Raw genomic sequence first — 16,659 nt, 5'->3', positions numbered from 1 at the left:
ATTTCCAGAAATACTATATGTAGTGACTACCACGAGAAATCTGGAAGAGCCAAATTAATGACTGCTTTTAGGTTAAATGTCTCTAAATATATGGTATTAATCTATCCAGATATAGAAGTAATTTTAATTTATCAATCCGATTATTAATTGCAAATAGCCTAAAATAAATCCGCAGTGCGTCAATTTGCCATACTCCATATAATTCAATAATAACTTATTATATAGCTACTCTTGATATGTGCAACCTCCTAAAGGTATCCGAGATTAGCTCAGCGGTCGAATATTATTCGGCCGCTTTTTTTATTCCCCCTTTAGTCGAAATAACACTAAGCTTCCCATAAATTGCCTACGCTAATCCGATATATTATTTTACAGGCTCGCTCACGAATACCGATAAAAACAATAGGAAACCATATAAAATACTATTTAAATTTGAATGACATTATCCTGTCACACCATTATTAGCAATGATGAGATGATATCGTAATAAGTATCAAGTAAGCGAGATAGGATGTGGGCGTATAAAGCTTGTAATGCCGCAGAGGGTTGTGCCATTAATATCTGAAATAATTCATGTAACGTATAATAGCTGCTGATCAGGACAACTTCGATACTGTCGGCAAATGACTCCATATAGTTCGTTGCGATTGCCATTACATGAACCGCAAATTGTTCAGGATTATCGATAAATGACTGCCAGTAGCGTTCCGTTTGTTCGGTCGCCGAAGCGAAATAACAGCTAACCGGCTCCAGCATAGCCTGTGTTGTCTGCTCCGGGTTGTTCCAAAATGCCTGCAAATAACGCTCCACCTGATCCACACCGGCCATTGCCTGCATTTCCCAATGTTGATAGAACGCATCGGCTTTAGGCAAAAAATTGTTTTCGAATCGATCATAGCTAGCAGTAAAACTCTCTCGCGGATGCTCGTACCATTGCAAGGCAACATCAGCCAGATAAGTGTGTGCGTCTACCAGAATACTTCGAATATCCTGATATAAGGTACTGAGTTTAAACTCGATATTTTGGTATAGTTGTAACGTTGGTAAAATTAGCTTGTTCTCAAGATCTAGCGCAGGGATGTTAATAAACTCAGGCTTGTCAAACATGGTTATATTTTCCTTAATTAACTCTGTTAAGCAACAGTACAACCCTATTTTAACCAGTGCGCGATAAACTGAAAATGCGGCATCCTGCCGCATACAAACCCAATCGGCAAAGTGGCAGTCAATTTAAATTGCAACCTAATAATCTCAAAATTCTATCCAGCTTTACATTCACCTCGTTTATGCGATGCTGAGAATAATGAATCTGCCGCTGCAATTCGGTTATGCGGTCGTTGATATGTTCAAAATGTACCTGGAAATATCTCGGCATAGGGAATAAAGCATCTATATTATTTTCTATTCTCTGCTTATTATCTCGATGTAGATCTATTTTATTGCTAGAACATTTAGTCGAATCCATTTCAATTTCTCCTTTATCCAACCTTTGCAAAAAGGCATTTTTAAATAAAAAAACAACGTCACACAAAATCGCCTTGAATCAGCCGTCGCTGTTATGAAAACGACGGCTGATTGGAAACAACTACCGAGCTTCCAGCATATAGTTGGCGATGTTTTGCAACTGCTGCTGGCTAAGCTGAGGAAATCCCGGCATGCGCATACTATCCGGGCGCTTCTTGCCCGGCGCCTTGGTCCAACTGACAATCCCCTCGGGATTGCCGGCATAAAGCGCTTTAATCTCTTGCAATGCCGGGCCGACGGTTGGCAATTCCGGATGATGGCAGGCTGCACAATATTGTTTGAAATCGGCGCTACCCGGTGGTTCACTGTCTGCTGCCCGCATGTTTTTTGTAAATTCGGCATCGTTACGGGCCTGCAAGGCCGCCGCTTGATAGTTGATGGTTTTCTGGGCAATTGCGGCTTTGTGGTCGGCCAAAGCGTTTGCACGATATTCGTGCCGCGCCACGCCCATGATAATGATAGAACCGGCGAACAGCATCACAACCTGGTTAAAATTGGCGAAACGATTATCGATCTCCTGCAAATCCCGCCACATCCACCAAGTAGCTGGTAACGCCGGCGCGCCGCCTAGCAAGAGTAACAGCACGATTTTCCAGCTCATGCCGTTGGACGGCAGAGACACCAGTACAATCAGGCCGGTCAAGACTTGAATGATGACGGCTCCGAAGGCAAACACGTAGAAAAAACGTCTCACCTCGGCAATGCCTAGCGCGTCGTGTTTCATGTTTTCGGCAAAATTGGGCCTACCGGTCAGCCAAACCAGAAATAATGCCCCGAATAACACCGATGCGGTAACAAAATGCAAATAGCGCTGAATCACGTTAGGTAACAACATCGCCGAGAAAAACCCCTTAACATCGGGCCAGCGCTCGGGAAACAACATCAGGTTGACATTAGTCATGAAGATCAACGGAATGAGCAGAAACAGCAGCGTTTCCATCAATGCAATACCGATATGCAGCTCGCTGATGTTGACGAAATGATTCCACCAGAACTTATGCGCGTAGGCGATTAGGAAGGCGGCAATCACCAGCGGAATGACGCTCATCCAGGCGTCGCCGATCAAAGCGCTGGACGCATAAAACTGCGGCGCATACAGTGTATTGATCAACAGCAGCGGCGCAACGCCCATCACCACCGCCAGACTTTTATTCACAGTGATGGTGCGCATGATGAAGTAAGCGACATTTTCAAACACGGGCATTTTCAGCCCCTTGATTTGGCAAACCAGGCTAAATATTGACCCACCCAGCATCAGATGCACAAACACAATATGCACGATGAACGACACGATCAGTAAAAATTCCAACAATCCTTCGCCAGCCGGCAGCGGCAAAGGAATATCGCGGGGTATCGGGGCGTTCATTTATTCACTCCTGTTAATACGTTGGAAAGATCGGGCAAAAAGCCGTAACTTGTGGATGTGGCGATGCTGTCCGGCTTCGGAATCCCGGTAATCTGCGCGCCGTGAAAGGGTTCGGCGTTGGTTTGCAATGACGCCAGGTAGGCGGACAAGGCTTTGAGTTCCTCGTCGTTGCCGGGAAAAGGCGGCATGAAATACCGCGCGTTGTGCATATTCTCCAGATAAGCGGTAATGATTTTGGCGTCCCATGGCTTATCGCTGTACATGCGTTGCAATTGAGCGCGGATGCCGTTGACGCCTTTGACGGTATGACAACGGGTGCAGGCTTGGGCAAACACTTCACGCCCGGCGTGTAGCGTGTTTTCCGGTGTGATTTCGCGGATATCGTTATAAATGGCGTGTTGTAACAAGCCATCGCGTTTTAATAACGGGTAATCCTCAACCCGGATGCCGTTGGCATACATGTACTGGCCGATGATGAAGGGTTTACGGATGAACTCGCGGACCCGTTCAAACTGGCCTAGCATGGCGAACAGCAGCAATACCGAAAGCGCATAACGCTTTATCGAGACTTCGCCCGGATATTTAAAGCTGGCGCGCATGGTCAAGCCGACAAAGATCAAGCCAATGATCAACAACCATTTCAAGCTGCTATGCCAAGTCACATAGTCTTGCGTGGCAATCGCAACCGGCAAACTTTCCAGCATCAGCCCCGGCACTACGTTGTAGTACCAGATCGAGGCAAATACGAAGAGCACCAGCCAGCAGGCGGACCAACGCGACAGCAGGCTGACGGCATCGCGCTTGAATGCTCTGTCGCCGGGTGTGTGCTTGTGACGATTGAACAGGCAGATCAGGAACAAAATAACGAAACCGCCCATCACCATCGCCAATGACGTTCTGAAAGCCAGTTGCGGCAAATACATCGGATTAAAAAGAGCGGACAGCAAAGTTCTCTCGCTCATCCAATTGCCGGGATCCATCATGAAACCGAGAATGGCAACGATGATAGCCATCGTAATCCAGGAAAAAGTCGCCAGGAAAATCCCTAAACGCAGATGCCGCCGTTTAGCGTCCGGGCATTTGGCTGCGTTTTGCCAGCTGAGAAAGTAAGCCATGATCAAGCTGACTTCGGCGACAAACACCAGCCATTCGACAAACCATCCCCAGAAAAATACTCTGATCAAGCTGCCGATCGCCGCCGGATTAACCAGCGCCGCTGAAAACCAGATGCCGACACCGGTCAACGCTCCGACCGTGGTAGTCAGAATAAAGATGATCTTCAGCAAGCGATAGGCTAGATCGTCCCACTGCTTATTTTGGGTTTGCATGCCCTTGTATTCGAACAATGCCACCACCGGCAAAGCGCCAATCGCAAAGGCATGATTGATGATGACATGTAAAATGGCATCGACGGCAATCAACAGGCGATTGCCGATAAAATCGATATGAAAAATAGGAAAGTCCATTAACACCCTCAAACGAGAAAAAACCAACTACCGTCCGAACCGGTTAACGTATATTGTGGCGCGTCAGATCGAACGTTTCGGATAAACGACGCACCGTGAATATTTCGATGAACTCACCATCCTTAGGCTGGCGGCACACAAACACTCTAACAATACGGCTTCCGGTTTTATAGCATTCTCCGTGCCAACACTATGTTAAGCGGCAGGCTAGAGTTAACTGATTGATTTATTGTTGGTTTATATAAGGTATTTGAACTGAATGCTCAATGCGGACAGATCCATTCGAAAGCGCTAAACGTATAGAATCGTTACACTGTCCAAAATTTAAACAGCCGAATTGAATCACCTTTCCGGCTTGTCACAGGGGCGCTTGTACGGCACCCGCTGCATTACTGCAGTTGAAACGCTCTTTCGTCAAAACAGCCAACAAACGTTCCACAAGCATTAATCATCCACAAATGCTGTGGATAAAGATTTTGGCAAACCGTTAACGCGGCTCCTAAGGATATCGCCAAAACAACTTCCCTGAATTGATAAAGCGAATAGACGATAATAAAGCACTTTACCCAGCGTAAGATTAGAAGCAAGTGATCGGTTACGAGCAAGCCTTTGAAATCAAAATGCAGCGACTGTTTAGTATGCTATCGGAAAAGGATAGCATGGTGTCACAAAGCGTCTCGAACACGGCACCCAGATCAAGTTCAGCGTATTTTTGTAATTTAAATTTCATTGGCGACTCCCTGTTTATGAAGCAACGCGATTACGCCCATCTGCTTTAGCCGCATAAAGCTTTTTATCGACAGCATCCAGCATTTGATCATACGTCAAGGTAAAGGGTGGGCTAAATACCACGACACCCAGACTGACAGTGACTCGATGTTGACGGTCATCAAATTCGAACTGGAGATTCTCAACTTGTTGACGAATTATTTCAGCTTGGGCGGTTGCGATGTTGAAGGACGCGCCTTTGAGAACCAGCAAGAACTCTTCGCCGCCTAATCGGAAGGCATAATCCGTTGCCCGGATCAATCCAGCCCCCGTCTTCGCTACCTTGGCCAGCACCTGATCCCCTGCGCCATGGCCGAAACTGTCATTGACCTGCTTGAAATGATCAATATCAAGCATGATAAAAGCCAACGGGTATTGGCCGGCTGTGGCGATCGATAATTCACGGCTCAAAATCGATATCAAGGAATGACGGGACAGCAGGCCGGTTAAGGTATCCTTGGATAAGCTTTGCATCAATTGATGAGTCGAGGCGATAGTCACCACATTAGTCAGCATCAACGTGAGCTTGTAGATGCTCATTAGCTCGCGGTACAAAGGCAATACCTCTTCGTAACTGCCCTTTTCCAGAAAATAGAACACATTTCTGGCATTCAATTCCATTCTGCCCGCCATTTCTGTGGCGTAGCGCGTCAACACCGGATCATCTTTGGTGGCTGCTTCAATCATATTGCTGATTTCGATGGGCATATGCAGGGCGGGGGCTGCCGCCCGATTTTCAATCTTGATGGCAAAAATAACGTTTTTAAGCCAGATTACCCGCTCGGTAGCCAGCAAAGTATCCATTTCGGAAGCCCGCTGGACATGAGTCAGGTAGTGATCGATATCTTCAATATCCGCTTCCAGTAGTTTATTCAGATAACCCTTGGCAGTATACGCCCGGATCATCTTGAAGAAATGGAAGGTTGTTTCCAGCATTTCCGAAGGCTCATTACGCAACACAACAGCCTGAATCAAGCCTTTTTCAAGTATATTCATGCCGGCCATATAGTCGGCATATGGCACTTTAATCTGGTAATGCATTTCACCTAGCGCGATATAACGACTCTTGATTTCGTCCTCTGTCATGGGGATCGATTCAAGTAGAAATCGCTTTTGCCGTGTTATCAGAGATCTGATTTGCGCCTGATCTTTAAAGAATCCTGAGAAATCTTCATTCGACAGCATGGTTTCGTAGAAACGTTCGAAGACTGCATCCAGATCGAATTCGGCGTATTTGTGTAGTTTGTTTTTCATGGCGGGTTTCAAGGATTGGTTTATTATCGGATTTATACCCAAAAATGCCCATGTTTTACCTGCGTGGAACCCCTAATTGCTGAAACTAAACTTACAGGTAGGCAATACACGACAGCATTGTTCAATAATAGAGTTTGTTCTGGCAAAATCCTTGGCAAAAACGAATATCAATTGCTGCTTCTGTTAAGTTTACAATGAATTTAAGTGCCAACCGAGATTCAATTGAGCTTTACATATCAATGGTCTGAGAGTGTTGAAAACAACTATCAGAAAAATGCACGCATTACGTGAAGTGGGGTGTGCTTTTCTATGGATGTTTTGGTACCGGCTATGCTTCGCTATCCAGCTTGAAAACACCGCCTATCGACCAATATTTTTTGCGCGATATTGGCCTCGATTTCAATGCGAGTATCGAAGTAACTGTTTCCATAAAAGCTTAATCAAGCGCTATTTGGCTGACCGCTTAACGACTGATGTCCGATTTAGATTGGATCGGTTTTTAACCCACCGGTCTGGCCGAGCAGTAACCATCGGGGCGTGTTCAGCCGAAGCATTTTCCCTGCTTTAAACTTTTCATTCGGTTTCGATCAGGCGGAGTGGATGTTCTTCTACGACGCCGTTAGCGATCTTGAAACCACGCATTTCCAGCACGCCTTTGGTATTCAACGAAATAATCAGATGCAGGACTTCCGGGTAACTGGCTTGCTCTATATCGGTGGGTGAGGGTTCGGCTGAGGAGGTGGGATGGGAGTGAAAAATAGCGAACAAGGTTTGGTGTTTTTCCCTTATCTGTTTCATGGCGGCGATTTGCTGGCTGGGGTCCAGTAAAAAACGCTTTTGCGGATTATCGGCGCTGTTCGATACCGGATAGCAACTTACTGGGGTGCCGGCGGCATCGGCGCCAACCAAGCCGCATATCTCGGTATCCGGTGATAATTGGGCCAAATGTAGCAGCTGATTGGTGAGTTTGCGCGGTAAACAAATGTCTTGGTTATTCATGCGGGGTTCCATATTCCTGAGGTAACGCGGGGATTACCGGACAGGTCAGGGTGTGTCTGAATCTGGCGGTAATTCAATGTTTGTAAAATAGCCTGGGCTTGAGTTTGCTGGTTATAGCCATGTTCGATCAATAACAGGCCGTTTGGTTTTAAGTGGTTCCGGGCTTGCTCGCTCAGTAGGCGAATATCTTTTAGGCCTTCTTCACCACTAATCAGAGCCGATTCAGGTTCGAAACGCACGTCGCCTTGCTGTAAATGCGGATCGTCTGCTGCGATGTAAGGTGGGTTACTAATGACCAAGTCAAAATTGCTTTCGGTCACGGCATCAAACCAGTCCGAGATTAAAAAGCGTATATTGCCGACCGCTAGTTGCTGGGCATTTTTTTTGGCAATGTTCAATGCCGCACTGCTGATGTCGGTAGCGATTACGTCGGCCAACGGGCGTTCTGCGGCGAGTGTAATAGCCAAAATGCCGGAACCTGTACCCATGTCAATAATTTTGCCGGCCTGATTGCTGGGCAAGTGCTGCAGACTTAATTCAATCAGTAACTCAGTATCAGGCCTGGGGATGAGTACATCCGGGCTGACCATGAAGGCGCGTGACCAAAATTCACGCTGACCGGTTAGGTAGGCTATTGGTTCACCCAGGCAGCGTTGCTCGATTAAAGCCCAAAACTGCAGGGATTGTGCCGCGCTGGGATGATGTTCCGGCCAGGCTCTGAGGTAAGAACGGTTTTTGCTCAGGCAGTGGCAAAGCAGCACTTCTGCATCCAGATGCGGTGTATCTGATGCGTGTGCTAGGCGCATAACACTGTTTTTCACTAGTGTTTGAATGGACTCGCCTGAATGCGTTTGGCTATTAGGCATTGCTTAGCTGGGTCAGTAATTCGGCTTGGTGTTCATGTATCAGGGGCTGAATCACATGATCTAGTCCGCCTTCCATGATCTCTTCCAGTTTGTACAGCGTCAGATTGATGCGATGATCAGTCAGACGGCCTTGTGGATAATTATAGGTACGGATACGTTCGGAACGGTCGCCGCTACCAACTTGCAGTTTTCGATTTTCTGATTGTTCGGAGTGCTGTTTTTCCTGTGCAGCTGAGAGTAGGCGTGCTTGCAGCACGGACATCGCTCGGGCACGGTTTTTGTGTTGAGAGCGTTCGTCCTGGCATTCCACCACCACGCCGGAGGGAATGTGGGTAATACGAATCGCCGATTCAGTGCGGTTGACGTGCTGGCCACCTGCGCCAGATGCGCGGTAAGTATCGATACGTAAATCGGCCGGATTGATGTCAATTTCGTCGACGCTATCGACTTCAGGCATGATCGCTACCGTGCAAGCCGAAGTATGTACGCGGCCTTGTGATTCGGTTTCCGGCACCCTCTGTACGCGGTGGGTGCCGGATTCAAATTTCAATTGCGAATAGACGTTTTGACCACTGACGCGCAGAATAACTTCCTTGAAGCCGCCGTGTTCGCCGCGATTTTCGTTGATGATTTCAGTACTCCAGCCCTGCCGTTCCGCATAACGTTGGTACATGCGCGCCAAGTCGCCCGAGAATATTGCCGCTTCGTCGCCGCCGGTGCCGGCGCGTACTTCCAAAAAAACGTTGCGATTGTCGTTGGGGTCTTTGGGTAACAGCAGAATTTGCAGTTGTTGTTCCAATTCCTCGCGTTGGGTTTCGGCATCGTTAAGTTCTTCTTTTGCCATTTCCCGTAATTCAGGGTCACTGTCTTTTGCCATTTCCCTGGCTGATTCCAGATTGGTCTCGTTTTCCTGATAGATTTTATAGCAGGCGACGAGTGGTTCAATTTGCGCATATTCCTGGCCCAGGCTGCGATATTGGTTTTGGTCGTTTTGGACTTCGGGGCGCGACAATAGTGCGGTGATTTCTTCGAAGCGTTCGCCGAGGTTTTCCAACTTGGTTTGTATCGAGGGTTTCATTGGTTTTAAGTTATCGTAATTTGAAGATTTCGCGAGAAGCGGCAATCAGATCATGGCGATCGTTGGCACCGGCGTCACGTAATTGTACGCAAGGGGTGTGAATCAGTTTATTAGTTAAAGTATGTGCCAGGCGCTGTAAAACCTCATCAGCTGAGGTGCCGTTATTAAGTTGAACTAAAGCTTTTTGTAGTACTTCATCGCGGGTGATTTCGGCTTGGGTGCGAAAGTCGCGTATGGTTTCCTGCGCGCCTTGTGAGCGTAGCCAAGACAGAAAATGCTCGACTTGAGTATCAATAATTTCTTCGGCCTGCTCAGCTGCGCGTCGGCGCGTATCCATGTTTTGATTGACTGCATTTTGTAAGTCGTCAATGGTATATAAATACACGTCGGGTAATTGCGCCACTTCGGCTTCGATGTCGCGTGGGACGGCTAAATCGACCATAAACATGGGTTTGTGTTTACGTTTTTTGATGGCGCTTTCTACCCGGCCTTTACCGAGTATAGGTAGCTGGCTAGCGGTGGACGATACTACAATATCTGCTTCGGCTAAATGATTTGGGATTTCGTTAAGTGCTATGGCATAACCGTTGAACTGTGTTGCCAGTGCGTGAGCTTTGTCATAGGTGCGATTGGCGATGATGATGCGACCAATGCCGTGTTGGTAAAGATGGCGAGCAGTGAGCTCTATGGTTTCACCAGCGCCGATCAAAAGGGCAGTTTGGTCTGATAGTTTGTCGAAAATTTGTTGTGCAAGTTGCACCGCTGCAAAGGCGACCGATACTGGGCTGGAGCCTATGGCGGTGTCTGTGCGCACTTTTTTTGCTGCAGAAAAGGTATGATGAAACAATTTACTGAGATTTCTGCCCAAAGTGCCGGCTTGATTGGCGGCATGGTAAGCCGTTTTCATCTGACCGAGGATTTGCGGTTCGCCTAATATCATCGAGTCCAGGCCGCAAGCAACGCGGAACATGTGGCGTATCGACTGGCTGTCTTTAAAGCTGTAAAGATAGGGCGTGAACTCTGCGGGCTTTATGATTTTGGTGTCGGCTATCCAGTTGATCAAGGCAGCTTGATCATCACTGCTGGTATGGCAGTAAAATTCTGTCCGATTGCAGGTGGATAAAATGGCTGCTTCGGATATGTCGCGAACATTTCGCAGATTCTTTAGTGTGATATCAAGTACATCCGCCGGGAAAGCCAGGCGTTCACGAACGGCGACTGGCGCGGTGTTGTAATTTATCCCTACGGCAAGAAGTGTCATTATTTGTATGGTTAGAGCCTGACAAAAGAGCTCATTTTAAGGAATGTGCTGTTTTTGTCCAAATAGAATCATTGGTTAGTCTGAACTAAAAGTATTTTCTGATAATCTATGTCAACATTATATTGAAATTAGGTCTTATGAATTGCATGAAAAAATGGATAGGTATTGCAATATTATTTTCTTTGTCGGGCTGCGCTGTTTCACCGGAAGCAACGTCTGAGCCTGAAGCCAAAACTACGCCGCAGGACGTATTAACGCCTCGAGCCAATCACAATACCGTGATTGACGAAGAAGTGTTGTATTTGTTGATGACGGCAGAGCTTGCAGGGCAACGCAATCAGTATGATCTGGCTCTGGATGCCTATTTACAGGCAGCCAAGCGGGTTGATGATGCGCGTATCGCTGAGCGGGCTGTTAAGATCGGCATGTTCTTGAAAGATGAAAAGCGTACGCGTGAGGCGTTAGACATCTGGTTGTCTAAGGATCAGAATAATATGCCAGCAAGAAAATTTGCTGTGTTATTGGCGATTAAAAACTCTGATCGAAAAGTGGCGGTTGATAATCTCGATGTGATATTAAGCGATGATCCGGCGGGTTTCGAGGGTGGTATGCTTGAAATCATCAAAGCCCTAGAAAAAGAGGGGCGTACCCAATTTATCTACCAAGTACTTGATGACTTGTCTCAATTGCACCCGGATGATTCCGGTTTGATTTTTTTACAAGCTATAGTGGCTTCGCTTTTGCCGGACAATGAACTTGCGCAGCAGAAAATAAACCGCGTATTAGAGCTTCAGCCGGATTGGAATAAGGCGATTATATTTCAAGCTCAATTGGCCGGGCGCACAGGTGATGTGAAAAAGGCGCGGGAATATCTGGAAAAGGCAGTCAGACAAGCGCCTGATGATAGGCAATTACGTAAGATGTTGTTGGAAGTTTTGGTAAATGCGAGTGCTTATGATGATGCCATCAAGCTCTGTCAAACAGTGTTGGATGAATATCCGGATGACGGGGAAACCCAATTTACTATGGCTCTGATCTATTTGCAGCAAAATCAGATAGATAAGGCTGAGAGCTATTTGGAAAAGCTATTGAGCGATCCTGAGTGGGAAGGTCGGGCAAGTTATTATCTGGGCAAAATAGAGCTTGATAAGCAGCAGCCAGGAAAAGCTTTGAAATGGTTTGATCGGGCTGCGGCAAGTGGTTATGGTTTTGATGCTGAAATAGCCTCGGTTTCAATATTGTTAAATCAAAAGCAGCTAGAGGAAGTGGAAAGCCGAATTAAAAAGATGGATGCCAAGTATCCTGAGCAGCATCTGCGTATTTTGATGATGAAGGCTGAGTTATATAGTCAATGGGGAAAGTATCAGGAAGCCTATGATGAGCTGAGTAATGCGTTAAAAGATACGCCGGATAACCGGGATGTTTTGTACGCTAGGGCGCTGATTGCAGAGCGATTGCATAAGCTGGATGTTTTGGAAGCTGATTTAAAGAAGATTCTTGATAAAAATCCGGATGATGTCGCCGCTTTAAATGCGTTGGGGTATACGTTGACGGATGATACGCAGCGCTTTGATGATGCCGAAAAATATTTGGTTAGAGCGCTTGAGTTAAAGCCGGATGAGGCTGTCATTATCGATAGCTACGGTTGGCTGCAATTCAAACGCGGAAAATATGACTTGGCCTTGGAATACTTAAACAAAGCCTATGAAAAACAGCAAGAAAACGAGATTGCTGCTCATATAGCAGAGGTGTTGTGGGTTATGGGTAAGCCTCAGGAGTCTAGGGATTTTTTTGAGCCAATCTTTAAAAAATACCCTGATGATGAATATTTATTGAAATTTAAAAACCGTTATATGCCTAGCGAATTATGAGTTGGCGAATAATATTCACGGCGGCATTTTTTTTTCTGAATGCTTGCTCGGTGACGCCTGAAAAGCCTTTGCAGGATTTTCAGTTAACAAGTAGGCAGCATTTACAGCAACTGCAAGACTGGGCATTTGAGGGTAGATTAGCCGTAGTTGACGAAAATGATTCTGTTTCCTTGTCTATCGTCTGGCGACATGGACAGGATAGAGATGATATTGAGCTTGCCGGACCTTTAGCTCAAGGCAGGACGAAGATATCGGTTTCGCCTGGACAAGTTACGATAGATGACGGGGAAAGTCGCAATGTTTATCTGGGTGAGCCTGAGCAAGTATTTGCGGAGCAGTTAGGGGTGGATATGCCGGTGGGAGCATTGAAATTTTGGGTATTAGGCGTAAATGAGCCCAAGTATTCTTATACTGAGCAGCCTGGGGGGTTTTTACAGTCTGGCTGGTTGGTCATCTATAGAGAAATGCAGAAAGCAAATTCAGAAGTATTGCCCAAAAAAATTACTGCAGAAAAAGATAGAGCAAAAATAAAATTAATCATAGATCAATGGGAAATTTAGTGTCAGAGGTAAATAGTTTGGCGGATGGTTGGGGTAAAAAATGGCCGGCACCGGCAAAATTAAATTTGATGCTGAGAATTATCGGGCGAAGGCCGGATGGTTATCATTTGCTGCAAACTGTTTTTCAAATGCTTGAGCTTTGTGACTGGTTAAGTTTTTATCCCGTTGAAGACGAAGGTGTTAGTTTAAAAAACCCTATACCTGGTGTGCCCGAGCAAGATGATTTAACGGTGCGAGCTGCTAAGTTGTTAAAAAAGCATACTGGTTGCCATCAAGGTGTATGCATAGAAATTGAAAAAATTCTGCCTATGGGTGGTGGCTTGGGAGGGGGGAGCTCAGATGCGGCGACTACTTTAGTGGTATTAAATCATCTGTGGGAGCTAGGGCTTTCTGTGGATGAGTTGATGTTGCTGGGGTTGGAGTTGGGCGCAGATGTGCCGGTTTTTGTTTTTGGGTATTCAGCATGGGGCGAGGGGGTTGGTGAGCGACTGACGGCTATATCCTTGCCGGAGCAGTGGGTGGTAATTGTTAAGCCGGAGTGTCATGTCAATACTAAAGAAATTTTTTGTGCTGAGGGGTTGACAAGGGACAGCAAACCAATCAAAATAGCCGACTTTATTGCAGGGGACGATCGTAACGATTGCGCTCAGGTAGTTAGTAAGATTTACCAGCCAGTAGAAGATGCTTTAAAAGCTTTGTCATTCTATGCAGAAGCTAGGTTGACCGGGACTGGGGCTTGTGTATTTGCTCAGTTTGGCTCAAAAGAAGCTGCAGAGGTTGCTTTTAATGCGTTATCATTAGATTGGCAGGTATTTTTGACTAAAGGTCTGAATAGGTCGCCACTCTACAGAATGCTGGAATAATTTATCCAATCCAAATATTGGGCTGTCGCCAAGCGGTAAGGCACGGGGTTTTGATCTCCGCATACCTAGGTTCGAATCCTAGCAGCCCAGCCATATATACCTATAAAATTCCTCGGGAGTACTTGAATGCGTGATGCTTCAATAATGGTATTTTCGGGTAATGCCAATCGGGCATTATCTGAGGGTATTGTGAGGAAGCTTAACATGCGCCTTGGTATGGCGACAGTTGGGCGATTTAGTGATGGTGAGATTTTTGTAGAAATCGAGGAAAACGTTAGGGGTAGGGATGTATTTGTTGTACAGCCTACGTGTAGCCCTACAAATGAAAACTTGATGGAGCTGTTGGTCATGATAGATGCCTTAAGACGGGCGTCTGCGGCAAGCATCACAGCTGTAATCCCGTATTACGGGTATGCTAGGCAGGATAGAAGATCCAGGTCGGCACGTGTACCAATCACAGCTAGATTGGTTGCAGATATGATTGGTCATGCGGGAGCTGATAGAGCTTTAACGGTTGATTTGCATGCTGATCAAATTCAGGGTTTTTTTGGAATTCCTGTTGATAATGTTTACGCATCGCCCATATTGTTGGGGGATGTCTGGAAGCAGGAATATAAGAATTTAATTGTTGTCTCGCCTGATGTGGGTGGGGTGGTGAGGGCTAGAGCGCTTGCTAAACGATTGGGTGATGCGGATTTGGCTATAATAGACAAGCGTAGACCCAGGGCAAACGTTTCAGAAATAATGCACATCATTGGTGATGTGGAAGGCCGGACTTGCGTGATGGTGGATGATCTGGTCGATACTGCAGGAACTCTTTGTCACGCAGCGAAAGCGCTTAAAAATAATGGCGCTATAAAGGTGGTCGCATACTGCACGCATCCCGTGCTATCTGGCGGGGCTGCTGAAAATGTTAGAAATTCAGTTTTAGATGAATTGGTTGTAACCGATACGATTCCTTTAACTGAAGAATTGAAAGCAATAGGAAAGATCAGGCAGTTAAGTGTCGCTGAGATGCTGGCTGAAACAATACGGCGTATAGCTGTTGGCGAGTCTGTTAGCTCGCTATATGTAGATTAGTTCAATAACTATTAAGTAGTGCTTGTAGAACAGGCTTTTGGAGAAAAAAATGGCTAACGTGTTTGAGTTTGTTGCAGAAGCTCGCAGTGCTGCTGGTAGTAGCGCGGCGAAAGTGGTTCGTCGTCAAGGTAAGGTTCCTGCGGTAATCTATGGTGGCAGTGAGGCCCCAGAGATGTTGACTTTAGATCATAATGAGCTTTTGAAGCATCTTGCCCATGAAGCAGTGTATTCGCATGTATTGGATATTAATGTTGCTGGCAGAGCTGAAAAAGCGGTTTTAAAGCATATCCAGCGCCATCCTTCCAAGCCGGTTATTCTTCATGTAGATTTTATGCGCGTGACCAAAGGTCACGCTTTGAAAGTGCGAGTGCCTTTTCATTTCGTAAACGAAGAAGTTTCCGTGGGCGTTAAAAAAGGCGGCATCGTCATGCATTCCATGAGTGATGTTGAGGTGTCGTGCATCCCATCAAAGCTGCCTGAGTTCATTGAGATTGATATGGCAAATATTGATTTAGGCTCTGCGCTTCATTTGTCTGATCTGGTTTTGCCTGAGGGCGTTGAAATTCCTGAGCTGCAATTGGGGCATGAGCATGATCAGTCGGTCGTGCAAATTATTATGCCAAGAGCTGCGGAATCTAGTGATGATGCAGAGGAAGCTACTGAAGAATAATTCTCTGTGTTTTAGATGATTAAAGTAATTGTAGGTCTCGGAAACCCCGGGCTGCAGTACGAAAAAACCCGGCATAATGCCGGGTTTATTTTTTTAGATTGCTTGGCTGGCTCAGTGTCTTGTAAATGGTCGGCCCAAAATCAATTTCAGGCCGAGATTGCAAGCTTTTCAATGGGCGAAAATAAATTTATTTTGCTCAAGCCAATGGCTTTTATGAATAGGAGTGGTTTGTCGGTCGGCAAACTGCTGCGTTATTATAAGTTTAAGCCGGAAGAGATGCTTGTTGTGCATGATGAGCTGGATTTGCCGGAATGCGCGGTTAAGTTCAAGCGCGATGGTGGTCATGCGGGGCATAACGGTTTAAGGGATATTATTGCTCATATTGATTCTCGTGATTTCTATCGCTTGAGGATCGGAATTGGGCGGCCGACAGCAGGTGCGAATGTGGCGGACTATGTTTTATCCAATCTATCTAAGTCAGCTTTAAGTGGCTTTGATGGCGTATTTGATTTGCTGCTTAATCAGTTCGATCTGCTGGTAAATGGTGATGTTGCTAGGCTAAATGAAAAGCTAGCAGGGATAAAGTAGTAAATAAATAAAAAAAAGCTTGACCAGTGTGTTTTGGATAAGGATAATGCCTGGATTATGTGACGGAGGGGTTCCCGAGCGGCCAAAGGGATCAGACTGTAAATCTGCCGGTTCTACCTTCGGAGGTTCGAATCCTCCCCCCTCCACCATTATTTTTTTGAATTGGATCTGCGGGTGTAGTTCAATGGTAGAACTCCAGCCTTCCAAGCTGATCACGTGGGTTCGATTCCCATCACCCGCTCCATATTAAGCTATGGTAATGTCGCTCATATAGCTCAGTAGGTAGAGCACTTCCTTGGTAAGGAAGAGGTCACCGGTTCGAATCCGGTTATGAGCTCCAGTTTTGATTGATCGTTCTTCTAGGATATTTTCGTAATGGCTAAAGAAAAATTTGAAAGAAAAAAACCGCACGTAAACGTAGGCACGATTGGTCACGTTGACCATG

Annotated in this window: 15 protein-coding genes and 4 tRNA genes; 10 read left to right on the top strand and 9 right to left on the bottom strand. The window is 46.1% G+C overall.

Annotated elements, in window-relative coordinates:
- Positions 1 to 450: 450 nt before the first annotated feature.
- The 9 genes from A1359_RS16315 to hemA form a co-directional block, all read right to left on the bottom strand.
- Positions 451 to 1,107 carry a hypothetical protein gene (locus tag A1359_RS16315; RefSeq protein WP_066985542.1) on the bottom strand — a complete coding sequence of 219 codons (657 nt, stop codon included), beginning with the start codon at positions 1,105 to 1,107 and terminating at the stop codon, positions 451 to 453.
- A gap of 478 nt (positions 1,108 to 1,585) precedes the next feature.
- Positions 1,586 to 2,890: a c-type cytochrome gene (locus A1359_RS16305; protein ID WP_066985534.1), complete on the bottom strand. Its 1,305-nt coding sequence runs from the start codon at positions 2,888 to 2,890 to the stop codon at positions 1,586 to 1,588.
- Positions 2,887 to 4,356 carry a c-type cytochrome gene (locus tag A1359_RS16300; RefSeq protein WP_066985531.1) on the bottom strand — a complete coding sequence of 490 codons (1,470 nt, stop codon included), beginning with the start codon at positions 4,354 to 4,356 and terminating at the stop codon, positions 2,887 to 2,889. The genes A1359_RS16305 and A1359_RS16300 overlap by 4 nt, the downstream gene beginning before the upstream one ends.
- A 595-nt stretch (positions 4,357 to 4,951) precedes the next feature.
- Positions 4,952 to 5,086 carry a hypothetical protein gene (locus A1359_RS23495; protein ID WP_269747940.1) on the bottom strand — a complete coding sequence of 45 codons (135 nt, stop codon included), beginning with the start codon at positions 5,084 to 5,086 and terminating at the stop codon, positions 4,952 to 4,954.
- Between the two features lie 14 nt (positions 5,087 to 5,100).
- The gene (locus tag A1359_RS16295; RefSeq protein WP_066985528.1) at positions 5,101 to 6,378 is read right to left on the bottom strand and encodes a GGDEF domain-containing protein; all 1,278 of its coding nucleotides are present in this window, start codon (positions 6,376 to 6,378) and stop codon (positions 5,101 to 5,103) included.
- Positions 6,379 to 6,951: 573 nt separating this feature from the next.
- Entirely contained in the window at positions 6,952 to 7,377 is a 426-nt protein-coding gene (locus A1359_RS16290) for a M67 family metallopeptidase (protein WP_066985525.1), read from the bottom strand.
- Positions 7,374 to 8,243 carry a peptide chain release factor N(5)-glutamine methyltransferase gene (gene prmC, locus A1359_RS16285; protein WP_066985522.1) on the bottom strand — a complete coding sequence of 290 codons (870 nt, stop codon included), beginning with the start codon at positions 8,241 to 8,243 and terminating at the stop codon, positions 7,374 to 7,376. Before prmC ends, A1359_RS16290 begins: the two co-directional genes overlap by 4 nt.
- Positions 8,236 to 9,321 (bottom strand): peptide chain release factor 1, encoded by a 1,086-nt coding sequence (gene prfA / locus A1359_RS16280; RefSeq protein WP_066985519.1) that lies wholly within the window; start codon positions 9,319 to 9,321, stop codon positions 8,236 to 8,238. The genes prmC and prfA overlap by 8 nt, the downstream gene beginning before the upstream one ends.
- 10 nt (positions 9,322 to 9,331) lie before the next feature.
- On the bottom strand, positions 9,332 to 10,582 hold the full coding sequence (gene hemA, locus A1359_RS16275) for a glutamyl-tRNA reductase (protein WP_066985516.1): 1,251 nt from the start codon (positions 10,580 to 10,582) through the stop codon (positions 9,332 to 9,334).
- 146 nt (positions 10,583 to 10,728) lie between these two features.
- On the opposite strand from hemA, the gene A1359_RS16270 reads away from it, so the two are divergent.
- The 10 genes from A1359_RS16270 to A1359_RS16225 all read left to right on the top strand — a co-directional run bounded on the left by A1359_RS16270 (position 10,729) and on the right by A1359_RS16225 (position 16,554).
- Positions 10,729 to 12,453 (top strand): tetratricopeptide repeat protein, encoded by a 1,725-nt coding sequence (locus A1359_RS16270; RefSeq protein WP_066985513.1) that lies wholly within the window; start codon positions 10,729 to 10,731, stop codon positions 12,451 to 12,453.
- Entirely contained in the window at positions 12,450 to 13,013 is a 564-nt protein-coding gene (gene lolB, locus A1359_RS16265; RefSeq protein ID WP_066985506.1) for a lipoprotein insertase outer membrane protein LolB, read from the top strand. Before A1359_RS16270 ends, lolB begins: the two co-directional genes overlap by 4 nt.
- Positions 13,013 to 13,876 carry a 4-(cytidine 5'-diphospho)-2-C-methyl-D-erythritol kinase gene (ispE, locus tag A1359_RS16260; RefSeq protein ID WP_269747939.1) on the top strand — a complete coding sequence of 288 codons (864 nt, stop codon included), beginning with the start codon at positions 13,013 to 13,015 and terminating at the stop codon, positions 13,874 to 13,876. The genes lolB and ispE overlap by 1 nt, the downstream gene beginning before the upstream one ends.
- Positions 13,877 to 13,894: 18 nt before the next feature.
- Positions 13,895 to 13,969 (top strand) — tRNA-Gln (locus A1359_RS16255).
- A gap of 33 nt (positions 13,970 to 14,002) precedes the next feature.
- Positions 14,003 to 14,956, top strand: coding sequence for a ribose-phosphate diphosphokinase (locus A1359_RS16250; RefSeq protein ID WP_066985500.1), 954 nt, complete (start codon positions 14,003 to 14,005; stop codon positions 14,954 to 14,956).
- 49 nt (positions 14,957 to 15,005) lie between these two features.
- Positions 15,006 to 15,626, top strand: a complete 621-nt coding sequence (locus tag A1359_RS16245; protein ID WP_066985495.1) for a 50S ribosomal protein L25/general stress protein Ctc — start codon at positions 15,006 to 15,008, stop codon at positions 15,624 to 15,626.
- A 15-nt stretch (positions 15,627 to 15,641) separates the two neighbouring features.
- Entirely contained in the window at positions 15,642 to 16,214 is a 573-nt protein-coding gene (gene pth / locus A1359_RS16240; RefSeq protein ID WP_066985492.1) for an aminoacyl-tRNA hydrolase, read from the top strand.
- A gap of 64 nt (positions 16,215 to 16,278) precedes the next feature.
- Positions 16,279 to 16,363: transfer RNA gene (locus A1359_RS16235), tRNA-Tyr, on the top strand.
- A gap of 21 nt (positions 16,364 to 16,384) precedes the next feature.
- Positions 16,385 to 16,458: transfer RNA gene (locus A1359_RS16230), tRNA-Gly, on the top strand.
- Between the two features lie 20 nt (positions 16,459 to 16,478).
- A tRNA-Thr gene (locus tag A1359_RS16225) sits at positions 16,479 to 16,554 on the top strand.
- Positions 16,555 to 16,659 lie beyond the last annotated feature (105 nt).

It is taken from the genome of Methylomonas lenta (genome assembly GCF_001644015.1).
GTDB classification, from domain to species: Bacteria; Pseudomonadota; Gammaproteobacteria; order Methylococcales; family Methylomonadaceae; genus Methylomonas; species Methylomonas lenta.
This window is presented reverse-complemented; position numbering and strand designations above follow the sequence as displayed.

What these genes read in the sequence shown, in the direction of transcription:
- hemA (WP_066985516.1), bottom strand. Translation starts at nt 10,582, where the DNA reads ATGACACTTCTTGCCGTAGGGATAAATTACAACACCGCGCCAGTCGCC.
- prfA (WP_066985519.1), bottom strand. Translation starts at nt 9,321, where the DNA reads ATGAAACCCTCGATACAAACCAAGTTGGAAAACCTCGGCGAACGCTTC.
- A1359_RS23495 (WP_269747940.1), bottom strand. Translation starts at nt 5,086, where the DNA reads ATGAAATTTAAATTACAAAAATACGCTGAACTTGATCTGGGTGCCGTG.
- A1359_RS16290 (WP_066985525.1), bottom strand. Translation starts at nt 7,377, where the DNA reads ATGAATAACCAAGACATTTGTTTACCGCGCAAACTCACCAATCAGCTG.
- A1359_RS16295 (WP_066985528.1), bottom strand. Translation starts at nt 6,378, where the DNA reads ATGAAAAACAAACTACACAAATACGCCGAATTCGATCTGGATGCAGTC.
- A1359_RS16300 (WP_066985531.1), bottom strand. Translation starts at nt 4,356, where the DNA reads ATGGACTTTCCTATTTTTCATATCGATTTTATCGGCAATCGCCTGTTG.
- A1359_RS16315 (WP_066985542.1), bottom strand. Translation starts at nt 1,107, where the DNA reads ATGTTTGACAAGCCTGAGTTTATTAACATCCCTGCGCTAGATCTTGAG.
- A1359_RS16305 (WP_066985534.1), bottom strand. Translation starts at nt 2,890, where the DNA reads ATGAACGCCCCGATACCCCGCGATATTCCTTTGCCGCTGCCGGCTGGC.
- lolB (WP_066985506.1), top strand. Translation starts at nt 12,450, where the DNA reads ATGAGTTGGCGAATAATATTCACGGCGGCATTTTTTTTTCTGAATGCT.
- A1359_RS16245 (WP_066985495.1), top strand. Translation starts at nt 15,006, where the DNA reads ATGGCTAACGTGTTTGAGTTTGTTGCAGAAGCTCGCAGTGCTGCTGGT.
- prmC (WP_066985522.1), bottom strand. Translation starts at nt 8,243, where the DNA reads ATGCCTAATAGCCAAACGCATTCAGGCGAGTCCATTCAAACACTAGTG.
- A1359_RS16250 (WP_066985500.1), top strand. Translation starts at nt 14,003, where the DNA reads ATGCGTGATGCTTCAATAATGGTATTTTCGGGTAATGCCAATCGGGCA.
- A1359_RS16270 (WP_066985513.1), top strand. Translation starts at nt 10,729, where the DNA reads ATGAAAAAATGGATAGGTATTGCAATATTATTTTCTTTGTCGGGCTGC.
- pth (WP_066985492.1), top strand. Translation starts at nt 15,642, where the DNA reads ATGATTAAAGTAATTGTAGGTCTCGGAAACCCCGGGCTGCAGTACGAA.